The organism is Paenibacillus hebaui (assembly GCF_051934385.1).
Classification (GTDB): domain Bacteria; phylum Bacillota; class Bacilli; order Paenibacillales; family Paenibacillaceae; genus Paenibacillus.
Window position 1 is genome coordinate 2,425,893 of record NZ_CP196836.1, and the last position, 19,433, is coordinate 2,445,325.

Annotated in this window: 14 protein-coding genes; 9 read left to right on the forward strand and 5 right to left on the reverse strand. The window is 47.9% G+C overall.

Translation table 11 applies throughout. The features are described from left to right. Nucleotides 1-8 precede the first annotated feature (8 nt). Both ACR32F_RS11155 and ACR32F_RS11160 read right to left on the reverse strand, forming a co-directional pair. Nucleotides 9-245 carry a hypothetical protein gene (locus ACR32F_RS11155; protein WP_440118769.1) on the reverse strand — a complete coding sequence of 79 codons (237 nt, stop codon included), beginning with the start codon at nt 243-245 and terminating at the stop codon, nt 9-11. 91 nt (nt 246-336) lie between these two features. Continuing rightward, nucleotides 337-1,212 carry an AraC family transcriptional regulator gene (locus ACR32F_RS11160; RefSeq protein ID WP_440118770.1) on the reverse strand — a complete coding sequence of 292 codons (876 nt, stop codon included), beginning with the start codon at nt 1,210-1,212 and terminating at the stop codon, nt 337-339. A gap of 198 nt (nt 1,213-1,410) precedes the next feature. On the opposite strand from ACR32F_RS11160, the gene ACR32F_RS11165 reads away from it, so the two are divergent. Next, nucleotides 1,411-2,928, forward strand: coding sequence for a tagaturonate reductase (locus tag ACR32F_RS11165; protein WP_440118771.1), 1,518 nt, complete (start codon nt 1,411-1,413; stop codon nt 2,926-2,928). Continuing rightward, complete coding sequence (locus ACR32F_RS11170; RefSeq protein ID WP_440118772.1) at nt 2,925-4,439, forward strand: UxaA family hydrolase; 1,515 nt, start codon at nt 2,925-2,927, stop codon at nt 4,437-4,439. Before ACR32F_RS11165 ends, ACR32F_RS11170 begins: the two co-directional genes overlap by 4 nt. A gap of 107 nt (nt 4,440-4,546) precedes the next feature. Here the strand turns inward: ACR32F_RS11170 and ACR32F_RS11175 are convergent, their stop codons facing one another. The 3 genes from ACR32F_RS11175 to ACR32F_RS11185 form a co-directional block, all read right to left on the reverse strand. After that, nucleotides 4,547-5,224 carry an AlkZ-related protein gene (locus ACR32F_RS11175; protein WP_440119783.1) on the reverse strand — a complete coding sequence of 226 codons (678 nt, stop codon included), beginning with the start codon at nt 5,222-5,224 and terminating at the stop codon, nt 4,547-4,549. Nucleotides 5,225-5,446: 222 nt separating this feature from the next. Then, complete coding sequence (locus tag ACR32F_RS11180) at nt 5,447-6,403, reverse strand: helix-turn-helix transcriptional regulator (protein WP_440118773.1); 957 nt, start codon at nt 6,401-6,403, stop codon at nt 5,447-5,449. Nucleotides 6,404-6,810: 407 nt separating this feature from the next. Beyond that, the gene (locus tag ACR32F_RS11185) at nt 6,811-8,838 is read right to left on the reverse strand and encodes a beta-galactosidase (protein ID WP_440118774.1); all 2,028 of its coding nucleotides are present in this window, start codon (nt 8,836-8,838) and stop codon (nt 6,811-6,813) included. 130 nt (nt 8,839-8,968) lie between these two features. On the opposite strand from ACR32F_RS11185, the gene ACR32F_RS11190 reads away from it, so the two are divergent. From ACR32F_RS11190 to ACR32F_RS11220, 7 genes are all read left to right on the forward strand, one after another. Then, nucleotides 8,969-9,802, forward strand: a complete 834-nt coding sequence (locus ACR32F_RS11190; RefSeq protein WP_440118775.1) for a helix-turn-helix domain-containing protein — start codon at nt 8,969-8,971, stop codon at nt 9,800-9,802. A gap of 156 nt (nt 9,803-9,958) precedes the next feature. Further along, the gene (locus ACR32F_RS11195; protein WP_440118776.1) at nt 9,959-10,747 is read left to right on the forward strand and encodes an alpha/beta hydrolase; all 789 of its coding nucleotides are present in this window, start codon (nt 9,959-9,961) and stop codon (nt 10,745-10,747) included. 27 nt (nt 10,748-10,774) lie between these two features. Further along, nucleotides 10,775-11,437, forward strand: a complete 663-nt coding sequence (locus ACR32F_RS11200) for an SGNH/GDSL hydrolase family protein (RefSeq protein WP_440118777.1) — start codon at nt 10,775-10,777, stop codon at nt 11,435-11,437. Nucleotides 11,438-11,451: 14 nt separating this feature from the next. After that, nucleotides 11,452-12,348, forward strand: coding sequence for an SMP-30/gluconolactonase/LRE family protein (locus ACR32F_RS11205; protein WP_440118778.1), 897 nt, complete (start codon nt 11,452-11,454; stop codon nt 12,346-12,348). Between the two features lie 362 nt (nt 12,349-12,710). After that, on the forward strand, nt 12,711-15,770 hold the full coding sequence (locus ACR32F_RS11210) for a X2-like carbohydrate binding domain-containing protein (RefSeq protein ID WP_440118779.1): 3,060 nt from the start codon (nt 12,711-12,713) through the stop codon (nt 15,768-15,770). Nucleotides 15,771-16,048: 278 nt separating this feature from the next. After that, nucleotides 16,049-17,596 (forward strand): response regulator transcription factor, encoded by a 1,548-nt coding sequence (locus ACR32F_RS11215; protein WP_440118780.1) that lies wholly within the window; start codon nt 16,049-16,051, stop codon nt 17,594-17,596. A gap of 18 nt (nt 17,597-17,614) precedes the next feature. Continuing rightward, the gene (locus tag ACR32F_RS11220) at nt 17,615-19,405 is read left to right on the forward strand and encodes a cache domain-containing sensor histidine kinase (protein WP_440119784.1); all 1,791 of its coding nucleotides are present in this window, start codon (nt 17,615-17,617) and stop codon (nt 19,403-19,405) included. Nucleotides 19,406-19,433 lie beyond the last annotated feature (28 nt).

Consider the following 19,433-nt stretch of genomic DNA (forward strand, 5'->3'; position numbering starts at 1 on the left):
AACTCCACTTAGGATGTAATTACATTTCGAACACTTGAAATAGATTTGGATTGATCCAGCGGATCAACCCCTCTTCGTTTCCGCGTGTGGGTCACATCTGAAGGACAATCCGGGTACCCGGCAAAAGAAGGGGGCAGCATGCCTCGTCCGCTCGTCTCTGAGCGCAGCTTTACCGGATAATCCATTGAGGATGCCAGAGGCATCTGGCCTTCAACAATGCCTCGCTCACGCATCGTTTCCGACAAGTAATTCAGTATTATATCATATCACATGTATAGTATGGAAGAATATGCTACACTTGAACTATTTTCTACATTTCAGGATGTATTATCACTTTTAACCTGAGCTTTTCATGGTTTTACGGTAGACAGCGGGTGTGGTGCCCGTCAGTTTCTTGAATTGGCGGTAAAAATGGGGCAGGCTTTCGAAGCCACAGGCATCGGCAACAACTGTCATCGTGTCATCACTTCGAAGGAGATGTTCTTTTGCCATAATGACTCGGCGAGCCAATGCATAATCGGTTAGGGTCATACCGGTATAGCGCTTGAACGCACGACTGAAGTGGGCTGGTGATACGGCGGCCTGTTGTGCCAATTCCGGCAGGGACAGGCCGCTGCGCAGCTTATCGTCAATGTGAGCCAGCGTAGTGGAGAGCCAGCCGGGTCCGGATATACTCCTGTCAGGACTGGACGGACCAGCTGCCTCCAGTCGCTCCAGAACGATAAGCAATAGCTGCAACCGCAGCATAGCCGCATGGGCACTGAGGTGATGTTCCAACTGGAATTCGGCTTGGATGTCATCAATTAGCGCAGCAACCTTTGTTTGTCCTGAATCATCCAAATGCCTCTTGTACACTCTGCGTTTACGACAACGTTCAAATAGGGAAAGCAGAGCTGATGCACTACCTCCGGCTGCGGAGGCGAGTAATCCGGGGCTGAAGAACAAAGCTGATGAAGTTACGGGATCTCCCGCATCCGGTAAAGCACGATGTACCGTGTTGCCGGGAATGATAAACAAGTCCCCCGCCCGCATATCTTCAAGACCAGTATCAATAAAAATAGTTCCCTGACCCCGATAGACGTATATGATTTCATGCCAGTCATGAAGGTGATCCGGCAACTCGCTCTGCGGGGATTTAGTATCAGTGTACACCAGACGGAAGGGAATGCCCGATTCTGCCTGAATGGTCGTACGAACAGGTGAACGATCCATGGGAGCTCCTTTCCAAACCGTAGTCATAAAAGAGATGTTACTTTTGGTCATGAAAGAGTACATTTACCGCAATATAAGCAATTTAATTTCCTTTTATTGATGATACAATGAATTTAAAGCGTTTTCAATGAATGGGTGCGAGGGTTTGAAATCGTACATTATTCTTATGATGACAAATAAACGATGAGGTGAGTGTGCATGTCGGCAAGCACGAAACGACCACGCCTGAAGCTGAATCTGCTGGGAAGTGATGGTCAGCGCAAATGCAGAGAAATGATGGAGCGTCCCGTAAAGGTGCTGCAGATTGGGGAAGGCAACTTTTTGCGTGGATTTGCAGATTGGATGCTGCATGAAAGTGCCAGACAAGGCAAATTCCACGGTAGTGTCGCTGTGACACAGCCTCGACCTGGGGGAAAGGCAAAGCTGGAACAGATCCGAGAGCAGGACGGTTTGTATACGATGATTACCCGTGGTCTGTCACAGGGAGAACCGGTAGAACGTACGGAGATGATTTCGGTTTTTTCACAATTTATTAATCCGTATGAAGAATGGCAGGCTTTTCTGGAGCTGGCGGAGCTGCCATCACTGGAATTTGTGATCTCCAACACGACCGAATCGGGATTGAAATATACGTACTCAGAGTATGTTCAGGGCGAGCCGATACCTTCGTTTCCAGGTAAACTGACGGTCTTTCTGCATCAGCGTTATCTGCGATTTGACGGGGACCCCTCTAGAGGATTGGTTCATCTTCCATGCGAGTTGCTCGAAGGTAATGGCGATGTGCTGCGCAGTTGTGTACTGCGTCACAGTGAAGATTTTGGGTATTCGGAGGGCTTCCGTTCATGGATTGAGAATCATAATTTGTTCCTGAACAATCTGGTTGACCGAATCGTCACGGGCGCGCCAACCAGAGAAGAAGCCGATTCCCTGACGAATCGCTGGGGATATGAAGATCAACTGATTAATACGGCAGAGCCATATCATTTCTGGGCTATCCAGGCAGATGAGGCACTGGACAAAAAACTACCACTGAAACAGGCGGGGCTCAATGTGCATTGGGTGAAGGATCTGAAGCCTTTTCAGCTGCGTAAGGTTCGTATACTGAATGGTGCCCATACGCTGATGTCATCACTCGGTATATTGCAAGGCAAGCAGCATGTTAGAGAGACAATGGAAGATTCTCAATTCGGTCCATGGATTAGGGAAGTAGTGCATCAGGAAATTGTGCCTGCACTGGATATGCCGGATCATCATCTGGATCAGTATGCCGAAGAAGTATTCGAACGTTTCCTCAACCCCTATATTGATCACAAGTTGCAGGATATTGCATTAAATACAGTAGGAAAGTTCAAAGTTCGTGTGCTGCCTACACTTCTGGCATATGAACAGAAACAAGGTAAATGGCCAGTTGGGCTGGTTAGGGGATATGCCGGGTTATTGTGTCTGTATCGCCCAGTGAACACGGCAGATGGTTATATGGGACAACGACTGAACAGTGAAGCGGTCCTCTTACGGGATGATATGGATGTGCTGGCAGCACTGGCTAGGCATTGGGAGGGTTATGACCCGCTGAACAGGGATCAGCAGCAATTAGACCTCAGAGTGGCTAACGTATTGTCGGATTCAACCATTTGGGGCGAGAATCTGGATGAAAGAGAAGGATTACGCGATGCGCTCGTTCACGAAATTGTTTTGCTGGAAGGTGAGAGTAAATGAACAGAACAAGTACAGTTAATGACTGGATTGCGATTCAGCCGCAAGATGACGTGATTATAGCTCTTCGGGATTATGCAAAAGGGGAAAGCATTACGCTGACAGACGGTGTTTCTTTTACACTGATTGACGATGTACCCAAAGGACATAAAATTGCTGCGCATACCCTCGCACCGGGCGAGGATGTGATGAAATATGGTTTTTCCATCGGTATAGCCAAAAAGCAGATTGAGCGTGGCAGCTGGATTCATAGCCACAATCTGAAGACAGGTCTTCACGGATTACTGGAATATGAATATCAGCCGGGGCCATCTGTTCAGACAGACATGCCTCCGGAACATTTGCGGTCCTTCGATGGATATTTGCGCCCTAACGGTGAAGCAGGCATCCGTAATGAAATCTGGATTGTAAATACGGTTGGCTGCATTAATAAAGTATGTGAGGCCCTGGCTCGCATGGGTCAATCCCAGTTCGGCAGCAGAGTGGATGGAGTGTACCATTTCCCGCACCCGTTCGGCTGCTCGCAGCTGGGAGATGATCTGAAATATACGCAGCAAGTGCTGGCTTCCCTCGTAGAACACCCGAATGCCGGCGGCGTGCTGGTCATTGGTCTGGGTTGTGAGAACAATCAGGTAGACCAGTTCCGCGAATGCATTGCACCCGAGTATCGTTCCAAAGTACGTTTTCTCAAAGCGCAGGAAGCAGATGACGAACTTGAAGAAGGACTGCGTCTGATGGAAGAACTGGTGGACATCGTAGAACATGAACATCGTCAGCCACTGCCCCTGAGCAAGCTCAAAATTGGATTGAAGTGTGGTGGATCGGACGGTTTGTCAGGCATTACCGCGAACCCCCTTGTCGGTTCGGTGGCTGATATGCTGGTTGCCGCAGGTGGCACTGCGATATTGACCGAAGTACCGGAGATGTTTGGTGCAGAGACCATCCTGATGAACCGGGCGGCCAACAAAAAGGTATTTCATGATTTGGTAGACCTGGTGAATGGTTTCAAACAATACTTTGTCAATCATGGTCAGAATATATATGAGAATCCTTCACCAGGGAACAAAGCGGGTGGGATTACCACACTGGAAGAAAAGTCATTGGGATGTACGCAAAAGGGAGGCAGATCCTCTGTAGTCGATGTACTTCGTTATGGCAAACGTGTCACTCAAACCGGTCTGAACATCGTGGAAGCTCCGGGCAATGATCTGGTGTCTGTTACGGCACTGTCTGCAGCAGGCGCGCACATTGTACTCTTCACGACAGGACGCGGAACGCCATTTGGTGGCCCGGTGCCTACCGTCAAGATTGCGACCCAATCCGATCTCGCGAACCGCAAGAAACACTGGATTGACTTCAACGCAGGTCAACTGCTCGAAGGTCGGATGATGGAAGACGTTAAAGTGCAGCTGTTCAGCCAACTGCTCGATATTGCTTCCGGGCGGGCGAATACCCTCAGCGAACAGCATGGTTTTCGGGAGATCGCTATTTTCAAGGATGGCGTTATCCTGTAATAAGTGATCATCCCCGTTCAATATCCGTATCGGTACAGGACTATTACAAAAACAAAAAAACAAAATCCCGGCGCCATTTATGGTTTCCGGGATTTTGTTCTAACTAGTCAATTCATGCCAAATGCCTTTTTGATTTTGGTCAATGCGGCAGGTGAAGCGTGTTTCTCCAAATGATGTAACAGGAGGTCACTCGCGTCTTTAACGCTACCTTCAAAAGGTTCAACACCTTGACGTTTCATCCAATACCCCGTGCTTTCATACGCAGAGCTGTTCCAGGCTACTTTACCTTCAGCGAGCCCTTCTTTTTCTTTGGTGCCACAGATCACGATGGCACTAATGCTCTGGAGGTCCAGCAGTCCCTGGTCAAATGTCTTTTTGTCCTCTTTAGCTGCAAAACCTGCCTGTGAACGCAGCGCCCGCCCATCAATACCTTCTTGCTCTTCAATGATTTGGTACAGCTTGAATGCTTCGCGAGAGAGCAATCCTGCATCATACTGTTCTTCCATGACTCTGGAGTCCGCTAACAGACGATGCACCCATGGGAAATATTCACGAGAGACTAGAATGGCTTTCTTTTTGATAAATTTGCCATAGGCAGCGACACCTTCCTCAGCTAGACGGGAACGCCACAACCAGGGATCGAGAGCGTTATCCTTATGCCAATGTTCCTTGGGTGTTATGGAGGACAGGGATGGATATTCAGGAAATAAAGGCGCCAGTGGGAGCAGTCCCACAGCCTGAATTCGCTGTACAGCTTCTTCGTAAGTTACGATAGGTTTGTTCATCAATGTGGCAAGCTCCTTTTTAGAGGTTGTTCAAAAAGTCCGCTTTTGATTACGAAGGATGCCTAGTGGCATCCTCAGCATCGAAGTTGGAATTCAGCCGAAATGTCCGTTGCTCACATAGTTTTCCCTACGCTCCGCTACTCCATTTCTAGCTTCATTCCATCTTCTCGGTACTGAAAACCGGTCTTTTTGAACACGCACTTTTAGCATGTGCTGCAACGGTTATTTATGGGAAGTGAGATTATACATCTGACAAACTTCCTCCGCGTGTTGGCGAATCTCACAGCGGAGTTTCTCCGGTTCAAGCACTTCTGCCTCACGTCCCAGCCGATAAAAGAAGCGCACGGCCCAAGCCCACTCACCTGGAGGGCAGAGGAAGGACAGTTCCCAGACGTCTGGAGCAATCTCGGTCAGACGTTCACCAATATGCTTGTCCTGTTCCGCTTCGATCATACCGCTGTAACTCAAACGTGCTGTAACCCTCGTGGACGAAAGGTCAGGAGAACGCGGCTTGCTACGCTGCTGTTCAGCCAGTTCAGCCAGTTTTTGTACTTCGAGTGTTTCGATTGTCTTGACGTCCAAAATGCGGTCAACCCGGAACAGGCGCTGTTCGCCATGCTCCTCTGAATACGCTTCACAATACCAGAAGCCGGCTGAAGCATAAATTCGAATCGGACAGATACTCAACCAGCGTTGTCGAGAAGCAGAGCGATATAACATACGCAGCCAACCTTGTTCCGGGATACAAGCCAGAAGTGGTTCCAGATGATGAAGGATGTAGTTGCGTTCAGGAACATGATGTTTCAGTTGTTTGAGCATGGGATCAATCCTTGCCATGACATCATCTGGAATGATACTTTTGATTTTGTCCATTAAGGTCCAGCGCTTCTCTTGAAAAGGGGTATCTGCGTAATGGCTTATTCCTTCAAGAGCGAAGATGAGAGTAGCTGCTTCAACCGGGTCCAATTGCAGTGGAGGTAGTACATAGCCCTCCATAAGTCTGAAGCCGCCTCCGGGACCGGAGATGGCAATGATCGGGACATTCATCTCTGAGAGGGATTGGATATCCCGCAGAATGGTGCGGCGGGAAACTTCAAATTTCTCTGCAAGGGAATGTGCCGTTTCGTGACCGTGCTGCAAAGCCATAACGATGGCGGCAAGCCGATTTGTTCTATTCATGTCAGCCACTCCGTTTCGAGGGTGCGCCGCCGGAAAGGAAGATGGAGTATTACTCCTATTGTAGCAGCATATTAGTGACAACATGATTGTCACCAATATTTCGCCAGCATTTTTATTTATTACATGCATGGCTTGCATTCTGAGGTACCGCTTCCATTTCCCGGCGGGGCGTCGTTAAATTGTGTGTCTCGTCCAATTCGCTCCGCTCCCCGGGTTTTCCTTCTATCTAGTCGCCTCACAATTTATGACAAAAACCCGTATCCGGTAAAAACAGATACGGGTAGTAGCAGATTGTAACGTGTAAAAGAATGAATACCTCCTAATTCATACAAATCATACCGATTTGAGTTTGAAATTACGATCAATGCGATATACATGTAACATGTTGTATCATAAACAAACAAAAATTATTTTAATTGGAGCAATTGTACGCCTCGGCCTTCGATCTCGATGTTACCCGAAAGTGCACGATCTGTGAGCAAATCGTGAGCCTCTACTTTGCCCAGATCATAGGATTGGGTAGTAGCGTTGTGATTCATGACAAACAGGTATGGTTGTCCATCCTTGGTACGGGCACTGACTTCAACACCTGCTGGAGTTGTCAGAAGAGAATTAATATTTTTGTCTGCAGCCAGTTGTCCCAGCAAACCGTCCAGGAAACGATCCTCCGGATCGGATGCGATATACCAGGCTTCACCTTGACCGAATGTATTACGAGTCACCACAGGCATACCTTTGTAGAAATCGTCTCCATACGTTGCGATGACTTCGGCTCCCTCACTGTGCAGCAGATCACACAGCATGCCACAGCCATATTCTCCTTGAAGATCGCCATAGGCTTCTTTCAGAACTATGCTGTTTTTTTGCTCAGGCAGCAGGGCGTCTATTTCTTCCACCCAGATTCCGAGCAGTTTGCGCAGCTCTCCCGGATAACCACCTGTTGTCACGAGGTCGCTCTCATTAACCACACCACTGAAGAAAGTGGTCAGGAATGTACCGCCTGCTGCAACAAATTTCTCCAGTTTGGTGGCGAATCCAGGCTTCACCATATAGAGTACAGGAGCGAGCACGATGTCATATTTGCTGATATCTGTATCCACACTGACGATATCTACCTGAATATTGCGGCGGAAGAAAGCAGCATAGTATTTGTGAATCTGATCTACATAGTTCAGAGCAATAGTAGGGCCGCTTGATTTCTCAATCGCCCACCAGTTTTCCCAGTCAAACACAATCGCCACTCGGGATTCAACCGTAGCATCCAGCGTTTTGTCACCAAGCAATTGCAGTTCTTTACCAAGCTCAGCAACCTCACGGAATACGCGTGTATTCTCGTGTCCAACGTGTTCAATCACTGCACCGTGATACTTCTCACAGGCACCAACAGAACGGCGGAGCTGGAAGAACATGATCGTATCGGCACCATGGGCAACAGACTGATAACTCCACAGACGCATGACGCCAGGGCGTTTCAGTGAATTATACGGCTGCCAGTTCTGCTGACTGGGTGTCTGCTCCATAAGCATGAACGGCTGACCATCTTTCAGGCCACGCATCAGGTCATGGGCCATTGCCGTGAAGCTGACAGGTGTCGCAAGACCCGGATAGCTGTCCCAAGAGACGATATCCATATATTTGGCCCATTTGAAATAGTCCAGCTGTTTGAAGAATCCCATCAGGTTGGTGGTAACGACCGAATCCGGGATATGTTTCTTAATCGCATCATATTCCAGACGGTAACAATCGAGCATGCTGTCTGAGTTGAAACGGGAGTAGTCAAGCGAAATGCCCTGGAACGTGGAATTGTTGTTTCCCCAGTGCTCGCTCAGGTTGCTCGGTAATACAATCTCCTCCCAATCGTAGAAGGTATGACCCCAGAAGTTGGTGTTCCATGCTTTGTTGACCTGTTCCAGAGTCTGATACCGTTCTTTCAGGTACACGCGGAATGCTTTCTCGCAGTTATCACAGTAACATTCGCCGCCATATTCGTTCGAAATATGCCATACAAGAACAGCGGGGTGATCCTTATATCGTTCCGCCAGTTTATCGGCAATCTTCTCGGAGTATTTGCGGTAAGTAGGGCTATTTGGGCATGAGTTATGCCGTCCACCGAATTTTCGTTTCCGTCCGTCGGTATCGACACGCAGGACATCCGGGTATTTCTTCGCCATCCATGCCGGATGAGCAGCGGTGCTCGTTGCGAGACAGACGTATACACCGCTTTCATACAAACTATTGATTAATTGGTCCAGTCCTTCAAAATGATAAGTGACTTCATCAGGCTGAATCAGCGCCCATGAAAATACGTTGATGGTGGCAATATCAATCCCTGCCAATTTGAACATGCGCAGGTCTTCAAGGTGCGTCTCTTGGTCCCATTGTTCAGGGTTATAATCGCCCCCATAGAACATTTTGGGTAATTTGCTACTAATCAATGTATTCACCTCTTGTATAAGAATAAGTCTATACTATATGATACATATGACTTTTAAAATATAATAAAAGTAATGATGGATATAAGAATATGGAAATGAATTATGGCTGTTACTTATAAGGAGACAACCTATGTTAATCTCACCTCAACACCAACGTTATTTCATGACATCACGGGATCAGCCGCTTCCACTGTACATTGAGAGCATTGGTTACAATGGCAATCAGGAAAAGGTGTTCAGACCTGCGGGGTATCCTTGTTATCACTGGCTTCAGACAGTGAAGGGAGCGGGAGAGTTCAGATTTGCCGGTTCAACTGTACGGCTCGGGGAGGGCTCTGGAATTTTATTGCCACCTAACGAGCCGCATGAATATCTACGTTCTCAAGGGGAGTGGGAGACCCTGTATATTACGTTTGGAGGTTCTCAGTGTCCTGCCATCACCGAGGCGCTTGGCCTGGGAGAGGCAGCGCTTCACCAATGGGCAACGGAAAGCCCGCTTGAATATTACGGTAGAGAAGTATTGGGCTCGATTAGCAGTGACCAGGACTTGTCGGGATTGGAAGCATCAGCGGACATGTACCGATTTTTGATTTTACTCAAAAAACATGGCATGACGGGCAGTCGTTCATCCATCTCAAATGCCGTGGAGCGGCTTGCTCCACTCATTGCCTATATGAATGAGCATTATGCCGATCCCGAAATTGGCCTTGAACAGATGGCTACTGTACCAGGCATTACGCCTAGACATTTGAACACCCTGTTCAAACAATCCTTTGGTATGACTGCTTACAGCTATTTCATTCTTCTCCGCATTCGCAAATCGAAAGAATTCATGACAGGGGACAGCAGACTCACGGTCAAGGAAACAGCAACGAAGGTTGGGTTTCGTGATGCGAGCCATTTTGTCGCTACATTTCGGCGGATTGAGGGTGTAACACCCGAACAGTTTCGAACGTTATATTAAACGTTTCATGTAATCTGTACCAAATTGAACAAAAAGTGATGCCAGGAAGGTATTGATGCGTAAGGGTCGTTGCCGTTATGATGGTATCGATTCCTGAGATTGGAAAGTGCCTAAATGGATCGATGTATCCGTTCTACTTAGAGAGGATGATTGAAGTTGACATCAACAATACCATTGTGGGACCATGCAGCCCCTCATGCAGCCAAGGGTCATGAGGACGAAATGCCCCATCTGATTCCGTTTATTCAGCCCGGTTCCGAGAGCGCTGTCATTATCTGTCCGGGTGGTGGCTACGGTTTTCTGGCGGATCATGAGGGAGCCCCGATTGCTGAATTGCTGAACCGTGCGGGAATAAGCGCATTTGTACTGAAATATCGAGTTGCTCCGCATCAGCATCCAGCACCAATGGCAGACGGCCAGCGTGCGATCCGTTATGTACGCGCTCATGCCGAGGAATTTGGCATTCAGCCTTCCAAAATTGCAGTGCTTGGTTTCTCCGCAGGCGGGCATCTTACAGCCACGCTAGGGACTTTGTATGACGAGGGTCAACCAGATCATGAAGATCCTATTGAACGGGAGAGTTCACGCCCGGATCGAGTTATTCTCTGTTATCCGGTAATTACGATGGAGTCCTATGGTCATGCCGGTTCTCGTGAAAATCTGCTTGGACAAGATGTATCTGCCGAGCAGATCAAGGCCTTCAGTGCTGAACAGCAGGTGAGAGCCGATGCCCCAGAAGCATTTATCTGGCATACCAGTGATGATCAGGCAGTGCCTGTTGAAAATAGCTTGCGTTACGCTCTCGCATTGGGTGCGCATGGCATTGCCTATGATTTGCACGTCTTTGAGAAGGGTTCCCACGGCCTGGGACTGGCAGAGGACAACGATGCTGTTCGGGCTTGGTCTGATCTGTGCCTGACGTGGCTCAAGAATCAAGGCTGGTAATATTAGAGAGCGAAGGAGAAAACGACAATGAAATTGCAAAAAAATGACAAGCTGCTTTTCATCGGAGATTCGATCACGGATTGTGGCCGCGAACATCCTGTAGGGGAGGGCAGTTCAGGTCTGGGTCATGGTTATGTTGCGCAAGTATACGCACTATTGCGTTCCATTTATCCGGAATTGATGCTGCGTATCCAGAATGTGGGTAATAGTGGGAATACGATTCGTGATCTGAAGCAGCGCTGGGATCGTGATGTTCTTGATCTCAAACCGGACTGGTTAACGATTATGATCGGTATTAATGATGTATGGCGTCAATTCGACAATCCGTTGTCCACAGATTCGCAGGTTTTCTTGGAGGAGTACGAATCCACGCTGCGTGATCTGGTTGCATCTGTTCGTCCTGGGCTGAAAGGGCTTGTCCTGATGACTCCTTATTATTTGGAAGCCAATCCAGAAGATCCGATGCGGGCTACGATGGATGTCTATGGCGAAGCTGTTCGCAGAGTAGCTGCTGAATATGATGCCATTTTGGTGGATACACAGGCTGCATTTACTCCATTCTGGGATCATTTTTATACGTCCGTACTGACTAACGACCGGGTGCATCCAGATGCAACAGGCCATATGGTATTGTCCAAAGCATTCCTGGATGCCATCGGATTCGAATGGTCAGGCGGCGTCAAATCTTAAAAGGACGTGATAGCATGAGTATCTTGAACATAGCAGTACATACTCCGGCACTGCTGGGGGAAGGCCCAAGCTGGGATGCTGAGCACAACCGATTATTATGGGTGGATATTGAAGGTTACAAAGTGCATGTATATGATCCGGCTACAGGCCAAGATCAAGCTTATGATGTCGGTGAGCACGTAGGTGCTGTTGTTCCATACCGTGGAGATGAAGTCGTTGTGGCATTGCGTAATGGTTTCCACACGTATCATTTGCTCACAGGAGAGCTGCGACCAATTGAAGATCCAGAGAAAGGCAAAGACAACAACCGTTTCAATGATGGGAAATGTGACGCTTTTGGACGCTTCTGGGCAGGTACCATGAGTATGAACGGTGAAAGCAAAGCAGGGGCATTTTATTGCCTGGAAGAGGGACAGCCTGTGCGGACGATGGTTCGAGATGTATCTACATCGAATGGTCTGGGCTGGAGCCCGGATCAGCAAACGATGTATTACATTGATACACCCACACGTTCCATTGACCGCTTTGATTTTGATCTAGCTACGGGGGAGATAACGAACCGGACAAGTGTCATAGCGGTACCGGAGGATTTCGGGTATCCGGATGGAATGACTGTAGACAGTGAGGGAATGTTGTGGGTTGCCCACTGGGGTGGAGGAAGAGTTACCCGCTGGAACCCGCACAATGCCGAACTGCTGGAACAGATCGAGGTACCTGCGGACCAGGTCACATCGTGCTGCTTCGGAGGGCCGGAGTTGGAGGACTTATATATTACGACAGCTCGTATCGGTATTCCTGAAGAACGACTAGCCGAGACTCCGAATGCTGGCTCTGTGTTTGTATTCAGACCTGGCGTGAAAGGACAGAAGACTCATGCATATGGCAGTGTGACGCAAGCGGAAACCAAATAAACGCGTAAAACGGTCAGTGTATCTGTACGATTAGTTGAAAATAACAAATGAATGATGGAGGATGCTGTTTTATACGGCATCCTTTTTGTCATTTAACAGAAGAACTCATGAAAAAAATTACAAAAAATAGAATTTATGCAGAAGGTGTTTTTCAATTGCCATCGAATGTTATTTATTGAATGTATAATCCAGACAATGGCGAATAAAACATATTTATGAAAGCGCTTAACATAAGAAAGAGAGGAGGTGGGGCTGGTTGCCTGAGCAATGCATGATTTGTCTGGCACTGCAATCATCAACACGATGACACAGCTGGGTTAGACCGGATGCGATGAACATATGGAAGAGGAGGCCAAGTAACTATGAAAACGTTTTTGGGGAAATTGCGGATCATGAGCCTGACGGTGGCCGTGGCAGCTGCTTCACTGGGAGCACTCGCTGGAACAACAGAAGCGGCCCCGAGTGATTCATATCAATGGAAGAATGTTGTAACCGGGGCGGGGGGCGGATTTGTACCCGGAATTATTTTCAACGAATCTGAGAAAGATCTGATCTATGCTCGTACGGATATCGGTGGAGCTTATCGCTGGAATCCTACGGATAAGAGCTGGACCCCGCTCACTGATTTTGTCGGTTGGCATGACTGGAACAACAACGGTGTCGATGCGCTGGCTACAGACCCGGTTGATCCAGATCGAGTGTATATGGCTGTGGGAACGTACACGAATTCATGGGTTAAAAACAATGGCGCCATCCTGCGTTCAACCGATCGCGGTGATACTTGGCAGACAACCGATCTTCCGTTCAAAGTTGGTGGCAACATGCCGGGACGTTCCATGGGGGAACGCTTGACCATTGATCCCAATGACAATAGCATCTTGTATTTTGGTGCACGAAGTGGCAATGGGCTCTGGAAAAGTACGGATTACGGAGTTACCTGGAATAAAGTGACGAGCTTCCCGAATCCGGGGACGTATGTGCAGGACCCATCGAATGAATATACCAGTGACATCATAGGCCTTGCCTGGATTACTTTTGACAAATCCACGGGTTCCGCAGGGCAGGCGACACAGACCATCTATGTCGGGGTAGCTGACAAAAATCAAAGTATATATCGCAGTACGAATGGAGGAGCAACTTGGTCAGCTGTTGCTGGACAGCCTACAGGTTATCTCCCACATCACGGAGTGCTGGATTCCGATGGAAGTCTTTACATCTCGTACAGTGATGGTGCGGGACCTTATGATGGTCAGAAAGGTGACTTGTGGAAATTAAATACGTCGACGGGTGTCTGGACCAACATCAGTCCAGTGCCAAGCAGCAGCTCCGATAATTATTTTGGATACGGCGGACTGACCGTAGATGCGCAGCATCCCGGCACATTAATGGTTGCAACCCTCAACTCCTGGTGGCCTGATGCGAATTTGTTCCGCAGCACGGATGGCGGGGCAACGTGGACACGCATCTGGGAATTTGATGGGTATCCAAACCGTAAAATGGGGTACACACAGGATATATCTGCTGCACCATGGCTGACATTCGGAACAACTCCGGCACTTCCTGAAGTTTCGCCGAAACTGGGATGGATGATCGGGGATCTGGAGATTGATCCTTTTGATTCTAATCGCATGATGTATGGAACGGGTGCAACCATCTATGGAACGAATAATCTGACCGATTGGGATGACGGTAACAAAATCAATATTTCAGTGATGGCAAAGGGTGTTGAGGAGATCGCCGTACTGGATTTGATCAGTCCGCCAAGTGGAGCACATTTGTTAAGCGGATTGGGGGATGTCTCGGGATTCCGTCATAACGATCTGGATCAGGCACCAGCTACGATATTTACCAGCCCTAACTACCCTTCGACGGAAAGTCTCGATTTTGCAGAGTTAAGTCCGAATACCATGGTACGCGTAGGTAAAGCGGATTACACTGCTGATCCAAATGCGAAATCCATTGGTTTATCCAGCGATGGAGGTACAACATGGTATAAAGCAAGTGCAGAGCCTGCCGGCACAACCGGAGGGGGTACTGTAGCGATCTCTGCGAATGGTAACCGACTTTTGTGGAGCACGTCCGACAAAGGCGTATATTATTCGACTGGCGGCAATTCATGGACTGCAAGTACTGGCATACCTGCACAGGCGAAAGTGATTTCCGATCGAGTAAATCCGAACAAATTCTATGGATTTGCGGCGGGAAAAATCTATGTGAGTGTTAACGGCGGTGTGTCTTTCACTGCATCGGCGGCTACCGGACTGCCAGTAGAAGGGAATTCGGATCTGGATGCCGTTCCCGGTGTAGAAGGCGAACTCTGGTTTGCAGGAGGCAGTGAGGAGGAAGGACCCTACGGACTGTGGCATTCCACGGATTCGGGAGCGACCTTTACCAAACTTGACAATGTAGATGAAGCAGACAGTATTGGATTTGGTAAAGCTGCACCTGGACAGAGTGTTGTTGCTTTGTACACGATTGCACAGATCGATGGAACACGTGGATTCTTCCGTTCCGATGACGGCGGGGCCACTTGGGTCCGGATTAATGATGATGAGCATCAATATGCTCGTGTAACCACGATTACGGGAGATCCTCGCTTGTATGGCAGGGTGTATCTGGGTACCAATGGCAGGGGGATTTTCTATGCTGATCGTCTTGGTGGAGGTACCGTTCCCGGGTCCAATTCGGTCATTACGCCTGTGACTTCGGAGTTTGATCACAAAGCAGGCAACCAGGCTGACATTCCTGTTACGTTTACGCTGAATGGTAACACACTTAGCACGATACGAAATGGAAATTCAACGCTGGTAGCAGGTACAGATTATACGTTATCCGGCAATCAGGTGGTGATAAGCAAAACCTATCTGGCTTCTTTGCCCAAAGGAAGTGTTGCATTAACATTTCGTTTCAGTGCAGGCAATGATGCGGTCCTGAATCTGATCATTAAAGATACAACGCCTGCGCCTGCGGGCACGATTCGCATTGAGATGTTTAATGGAACGACAGCGGCAACGGGAAATGCCATTAATCCCAAGATCAAGCTGACCAACACAGGCACAACTGCACTTCAACTGTCCGACGTCAAAATTCGTTACTATTATACGATTAACGGTGTTCAGCCTCAGAACTTTTTCTGTGATTGGGCAACTGCAGGCACTGCAAATGTCACAGGTAACTTCAGTGCCTTGCCAACAACGGTGACAGGAGCCGATCACGTACTGGAGATGGGCTTCAAAACCGCAGCAGGTACGCTTGCAGCGGGTCAAAGTACGGAAATCCAGGCCCGGTTCTCCAAAAACGACTGGACCAACTACACCCAGACCGATGATTATTCTTTTGCACCGACTCAAACAGCCTATGTCGATTGGTCTAAAGTAACGGGGTATATTGGCGGAAGTCTACAATGGGGAATTGAACCTTAACAAGCGATTGAGCTAATCTAGAGGAAAATGCATAAGAAGTCCTGGTACGCCAAAATGACTCAAGGCGGATCAAGGGCTTCTTGTTTTGTCGAAAAGTCGAAATATAGTGTAAAATACAGATAGTTACCATTGATTAAACATTCGTTTTGAGATATAAAAAGATGTACAAAACTTTAAAATTAATGTAACCGCTAACACTGGGCGGCCGTTGTATCCGATATATTAAGGTATAACCTGTACAGACATAGAGGAAAGATTAGACAAGGGGGTCAAGGGTCATGAACCGGTTGTGCAAGGTACTGATTGTTGACGATGAATTTCTTGTAAGACAAGGTATCAAGCACCATATGAATTGGGAAGCCGAAGGTTTTCAGATTGTGGGTGAAGCTTCGAATGGAGAAGAAGGGCTTGAGCAAGTGCGTTTGTTACAGCCGGATATTGTCATTACGGACATTGTGATGCCTGTAATGGATGGAGAAACATTTGTCCGGACGTTAAAAGCCAGTCATCCGCAGATTGAAGTGATTGTACTTAGCAGCTTCAGTGAATTCGAATATGTACGCTCGACGCTTCAGAATGGAGCAGCAGATTATATTTTGAAACCGAAACTGGATACCAACGAATTGTTACAGGTGCTTCAGCGCACGGCGGGCAAAATTCCAGAGTTACAATTCGAGCCTTCGCATGAAGGCTGGAGAATGGGGCAGTTAATGGAGAAAATGCTGTCCGGTTTTACGCTGGAAATGGATGAAGAAACAGCTATGGTCCGGGATACGTTCCCTCATGCTTGCTTTCGTTTACTCGTTTATCGATCTGACAATGGGTCTGGACAACCCAGTCTGCTGGATCAGGAACGGATGGAGTCAGACATGCGAATTCAGCTCCCAGGTGTAGAATGTGCGCTGGTTCCGGCCGAAGAACCACTCCCTGTCTGTCTTCTTAATGTTGATTCGACCAAAGATGAATGGATGGTACAGCGGATCAAGCAATTGGCTACGGAGAATGAAGCGGGTAAGCATGGACCCTGCTGGGTTTTGAGTGACAGCTTCACTTCATTTGAAGAGATGGGCAACATATATCGCAATCGTCTGATCAAGTTGATGGAATATCGTTTTTACTATGAGGACCGTCCCATCCTGGTATACAGTGAACTACCGCCCCTGCATCCCGCCGGATATCAGTTTAACGTGAACATGTTCTTGCAGCATGTGAAACGGAATCGAACAGAGGCGGCAAGAGCGTATTTGCAAGATCATGCCGTTACGCTGGGACGTGACTACATTGCGGATGTATTTGAGATCAAGTCGTTCCTGAGCAATCTTATCTTCAACGTGACTATCACCCTTGCGGATATGGATGTGCAGTCTGATGTGCTGGAAGAGCGCAAATATGCCTATTTTAAACATGTGGATGGAGCGACGAGCCTGAGAGAAGCGATGGAGGTTCTGGATCAATTCATGGTGGAGGTTCAGTCGTGTACAACCGGCGACGGCGGAAGACGAAGCGATCCAAATATGAAGATGCTGCTGGAATATATGCATGAGCATTTTGACCAGCCACTTGGACTTGCCGAGGTGGCCAAACATTTTCATTTTAATCCATCCTATCTGTCCAGTTACTTCTCCTCTCACAAAAAGGAAGGCTTCAACGAATATCTGAACAAAATTCGGATCGAGAAAGCAGAGGAACTTCTTCGCTCGGACCGATGTACGATATCCGAAATCAGCAGTATGGTGGGGTATTCAGACCATAGCTACTTCTGCAAGGTGTTTAAAAAATTTACCGGACTGTCACCAAGCCGATATCGGCGTGAATTCTGGGCATAAAGTCAGAAGGAATAGATGATGAAGAAATGGATGAACGCGTTGTCCCGTCTGGGTTTGTTTCCCAAATTATTTCTGGTTATGGTGATCAGCATCATTCTCGTTTCCGTACTTATTATGTGGACGACTATGCATATGTCGACTACATTGTTTACCGAGACATTCAGCATTACAAATTCCAAGGTGCTTGGCCAGATCAAAACGAATTTTGAATCGTTTAATGATACTATTGCCGCAGTAGCGAACAACGTGAGTCAGAGCGGAGCCATCCGGGGATTTCTGTCCGAAGGAGAAAGCGATTCGCTCACGATGGTGAAGTCATATTATAGTATGAGAGAAGCGATGGATCGGATTCAGACCATCACCGAATCGTATGAGATAGGCATTACAATTAGTGGTATTAATGGACGAACGTATTCAACAGACCGTTCTCACTTGAGCATGTCTGCCGATGATCTGAAGCAGATGCCCATTACAATGGAGGCGACGAAGCAGCCCAGCCGATTAATTTTCAATGATTATCGTCTCGACAGGGGCGAGGGTTCAGAGCAGCAGATGATATCCGCCACCAAAGCACTGACCAATCGAAGCCAGGGCAGTATGTATGGTGTGCTATACGTCACGATGAAAGAGAATGTGTTCCGCCAGTTCTACAGCAGCTTTACAAGCCGGGGCAATGATGTGGTCATCCTGAACGAAAACGGTGAGATTGTGTCCTCCAACCGGGAGGAATGGATCGGAACCAGACAACTGGATCTGCTGTCTTATGCGAGACAAATGAACAATGATAACAATGATAACAATGATAACCGCAAAGGTGTTAACGCACGAGTCATGGAGCAAGACAGCATTGTTCTGTCAGAGTACCTGCCGCTGTATCGTTTCTACATTGTCAATGTCGTGGATAAGGAGCAGGCCATGGGGCAATTGCTGGATATGAAGACGATTGCTCTGATCTGTGCAGCGATCGTTGCAGGCGCACTGGTGCTGGTGTTCCTAACTACCAATCAGATTACCAAATCGCTCCGCAGATTGGTGAAGCAGATGTCCAACATTACAAAAAGCGATCTGGATAACTATATTCCGGTCAGTGGAAGTTATGAGAGCCGACAGCTTGGCCATGCTTACAATTACATGTTAGATGAGCTGCATGATTATGTTGATCAATTGGTGTTGACCCAACGCGAACAGCGCAATGCAGAGCTTGCTGCTTTGCAAAGTCAGATCAATCCTCATTTTCTGTACAATACGCTTGCTTCGGTCAAAGTTCTGGTACAGCAGGGCAACAAGGACAGTGCAGCCGAGACAATTAATGCGTTGATTTCGCTACTGCAAAATACGATCAGTGATGTAAGTGAAACGATCACGGTGGAGCAGGAAGTTGAAAATCTGAAGAACTATGTGTTCATTAATCATGTCAGATATGGAGGAAGGATCAAAGCCGCCTTCTATGTCTCGCCGGATTGCACCCATTATCATGTGCCCAAGCTGGTGATTCAGCCCTTTATTGAGAATGCCTTCTTCCATGCTTTTATTCGTAAGGAGACAGGAACGATTCATGTCATGGTGTCCAGAGCGGGTGAATCGCTGATCTGTGAGATCATGGACAATGGGGACGGAATTGAGGGATTCGCCATGGGAGAGTCGCTGCCCAATCCCAAAAACAATCGACAGTTGTTCAGTGGAATCGGCATACGTAATGTACATGATCGAATTCAACTGCTCTATGGCACGCCATACGGAGTTACGATTATGAGTACACCTGGTGAGGGAACCAGAGTGACGGTGACGCTCCCGTTAATCTCCCAATAAGGGCTCACCGAGCTGAGAAGCTTCAAGA

Coding starts and splice junctions, on each gene's coding strand:
- ACR32F_RS11160 (WP_440118770.1), bottom strand. CDS start 1,212: ATGGATCGTTCACCTGTTCGTACGACCATTCAGGCAGAATCGGGCATT.
- ACR32F_RS11165 (WP_440118771.1), top strand. CDS start 1,411: ATGTCGGCAAGCACGAAACGACCACGCCTGAAGCTGAATCTGCTGGGA.
- ACR32F_RS11170 (WP_440118772.1), top strand. CDS start 2,925: ATGAACAGAACAAGTACAGTTAATGACTGGATTGCGATTCAGCCGCAA.
- ACR32F_RS11175 (WP_440119783.1), bottom strand. CDS start 5,224: ATGAACAAACCTATCGTAACTTACGAAGAAGCTGTACAGCGAATTCAG.
- ACR32F_RS11180 (WP_440118773.1), bottom strand. CDS start 6,403: ATGAATAGAACAAATCGGCTTGCCGCCATCGTTATGGCTTTGCAGCAC.
- ACR32F_RS11190 (WP_440118775.1), top strand. CDS start 8,969: ATGTTAATCTCACCTCAACACCAACGTTATTTCATGACATCACGGGAT.
- ACR32F_RS11200 (WP_440118777.1), top strand. CDS start 10,775: ATGAAATTGCAAAAAAATGACAAGCTGCTTTTCATCGGAGATTCGATC.
- ACR32F_RS11205 (WP_440118778.1), top strand. CDS start 11,452: ATGAGTATCTTGAACATAGCAGTACATACTCCGGCACTGCTGGGGGAA.
- ACR32F_RS11210 (WP_440118779.1), top strand. CDS start 12,711: ATGAAAACGTTTTTGGGGAAATTGCGGATCATGAGCCTGACGGTGGCC.
- ACR32F_RS11215 (WP_440118780.1), top strand. CDS start 16,049: ATGAACCGGTTGTGCAAGGTACTGATTGTTGACGATGAATTTCTTGTA.
- ACR32F_RS11220 (WP_440119784.1), top strand. CDS start 17,615: ATGAAGAAATGGATGAACGCGTTGTCCCGTCTGGGTTTGTTTCCCAAA.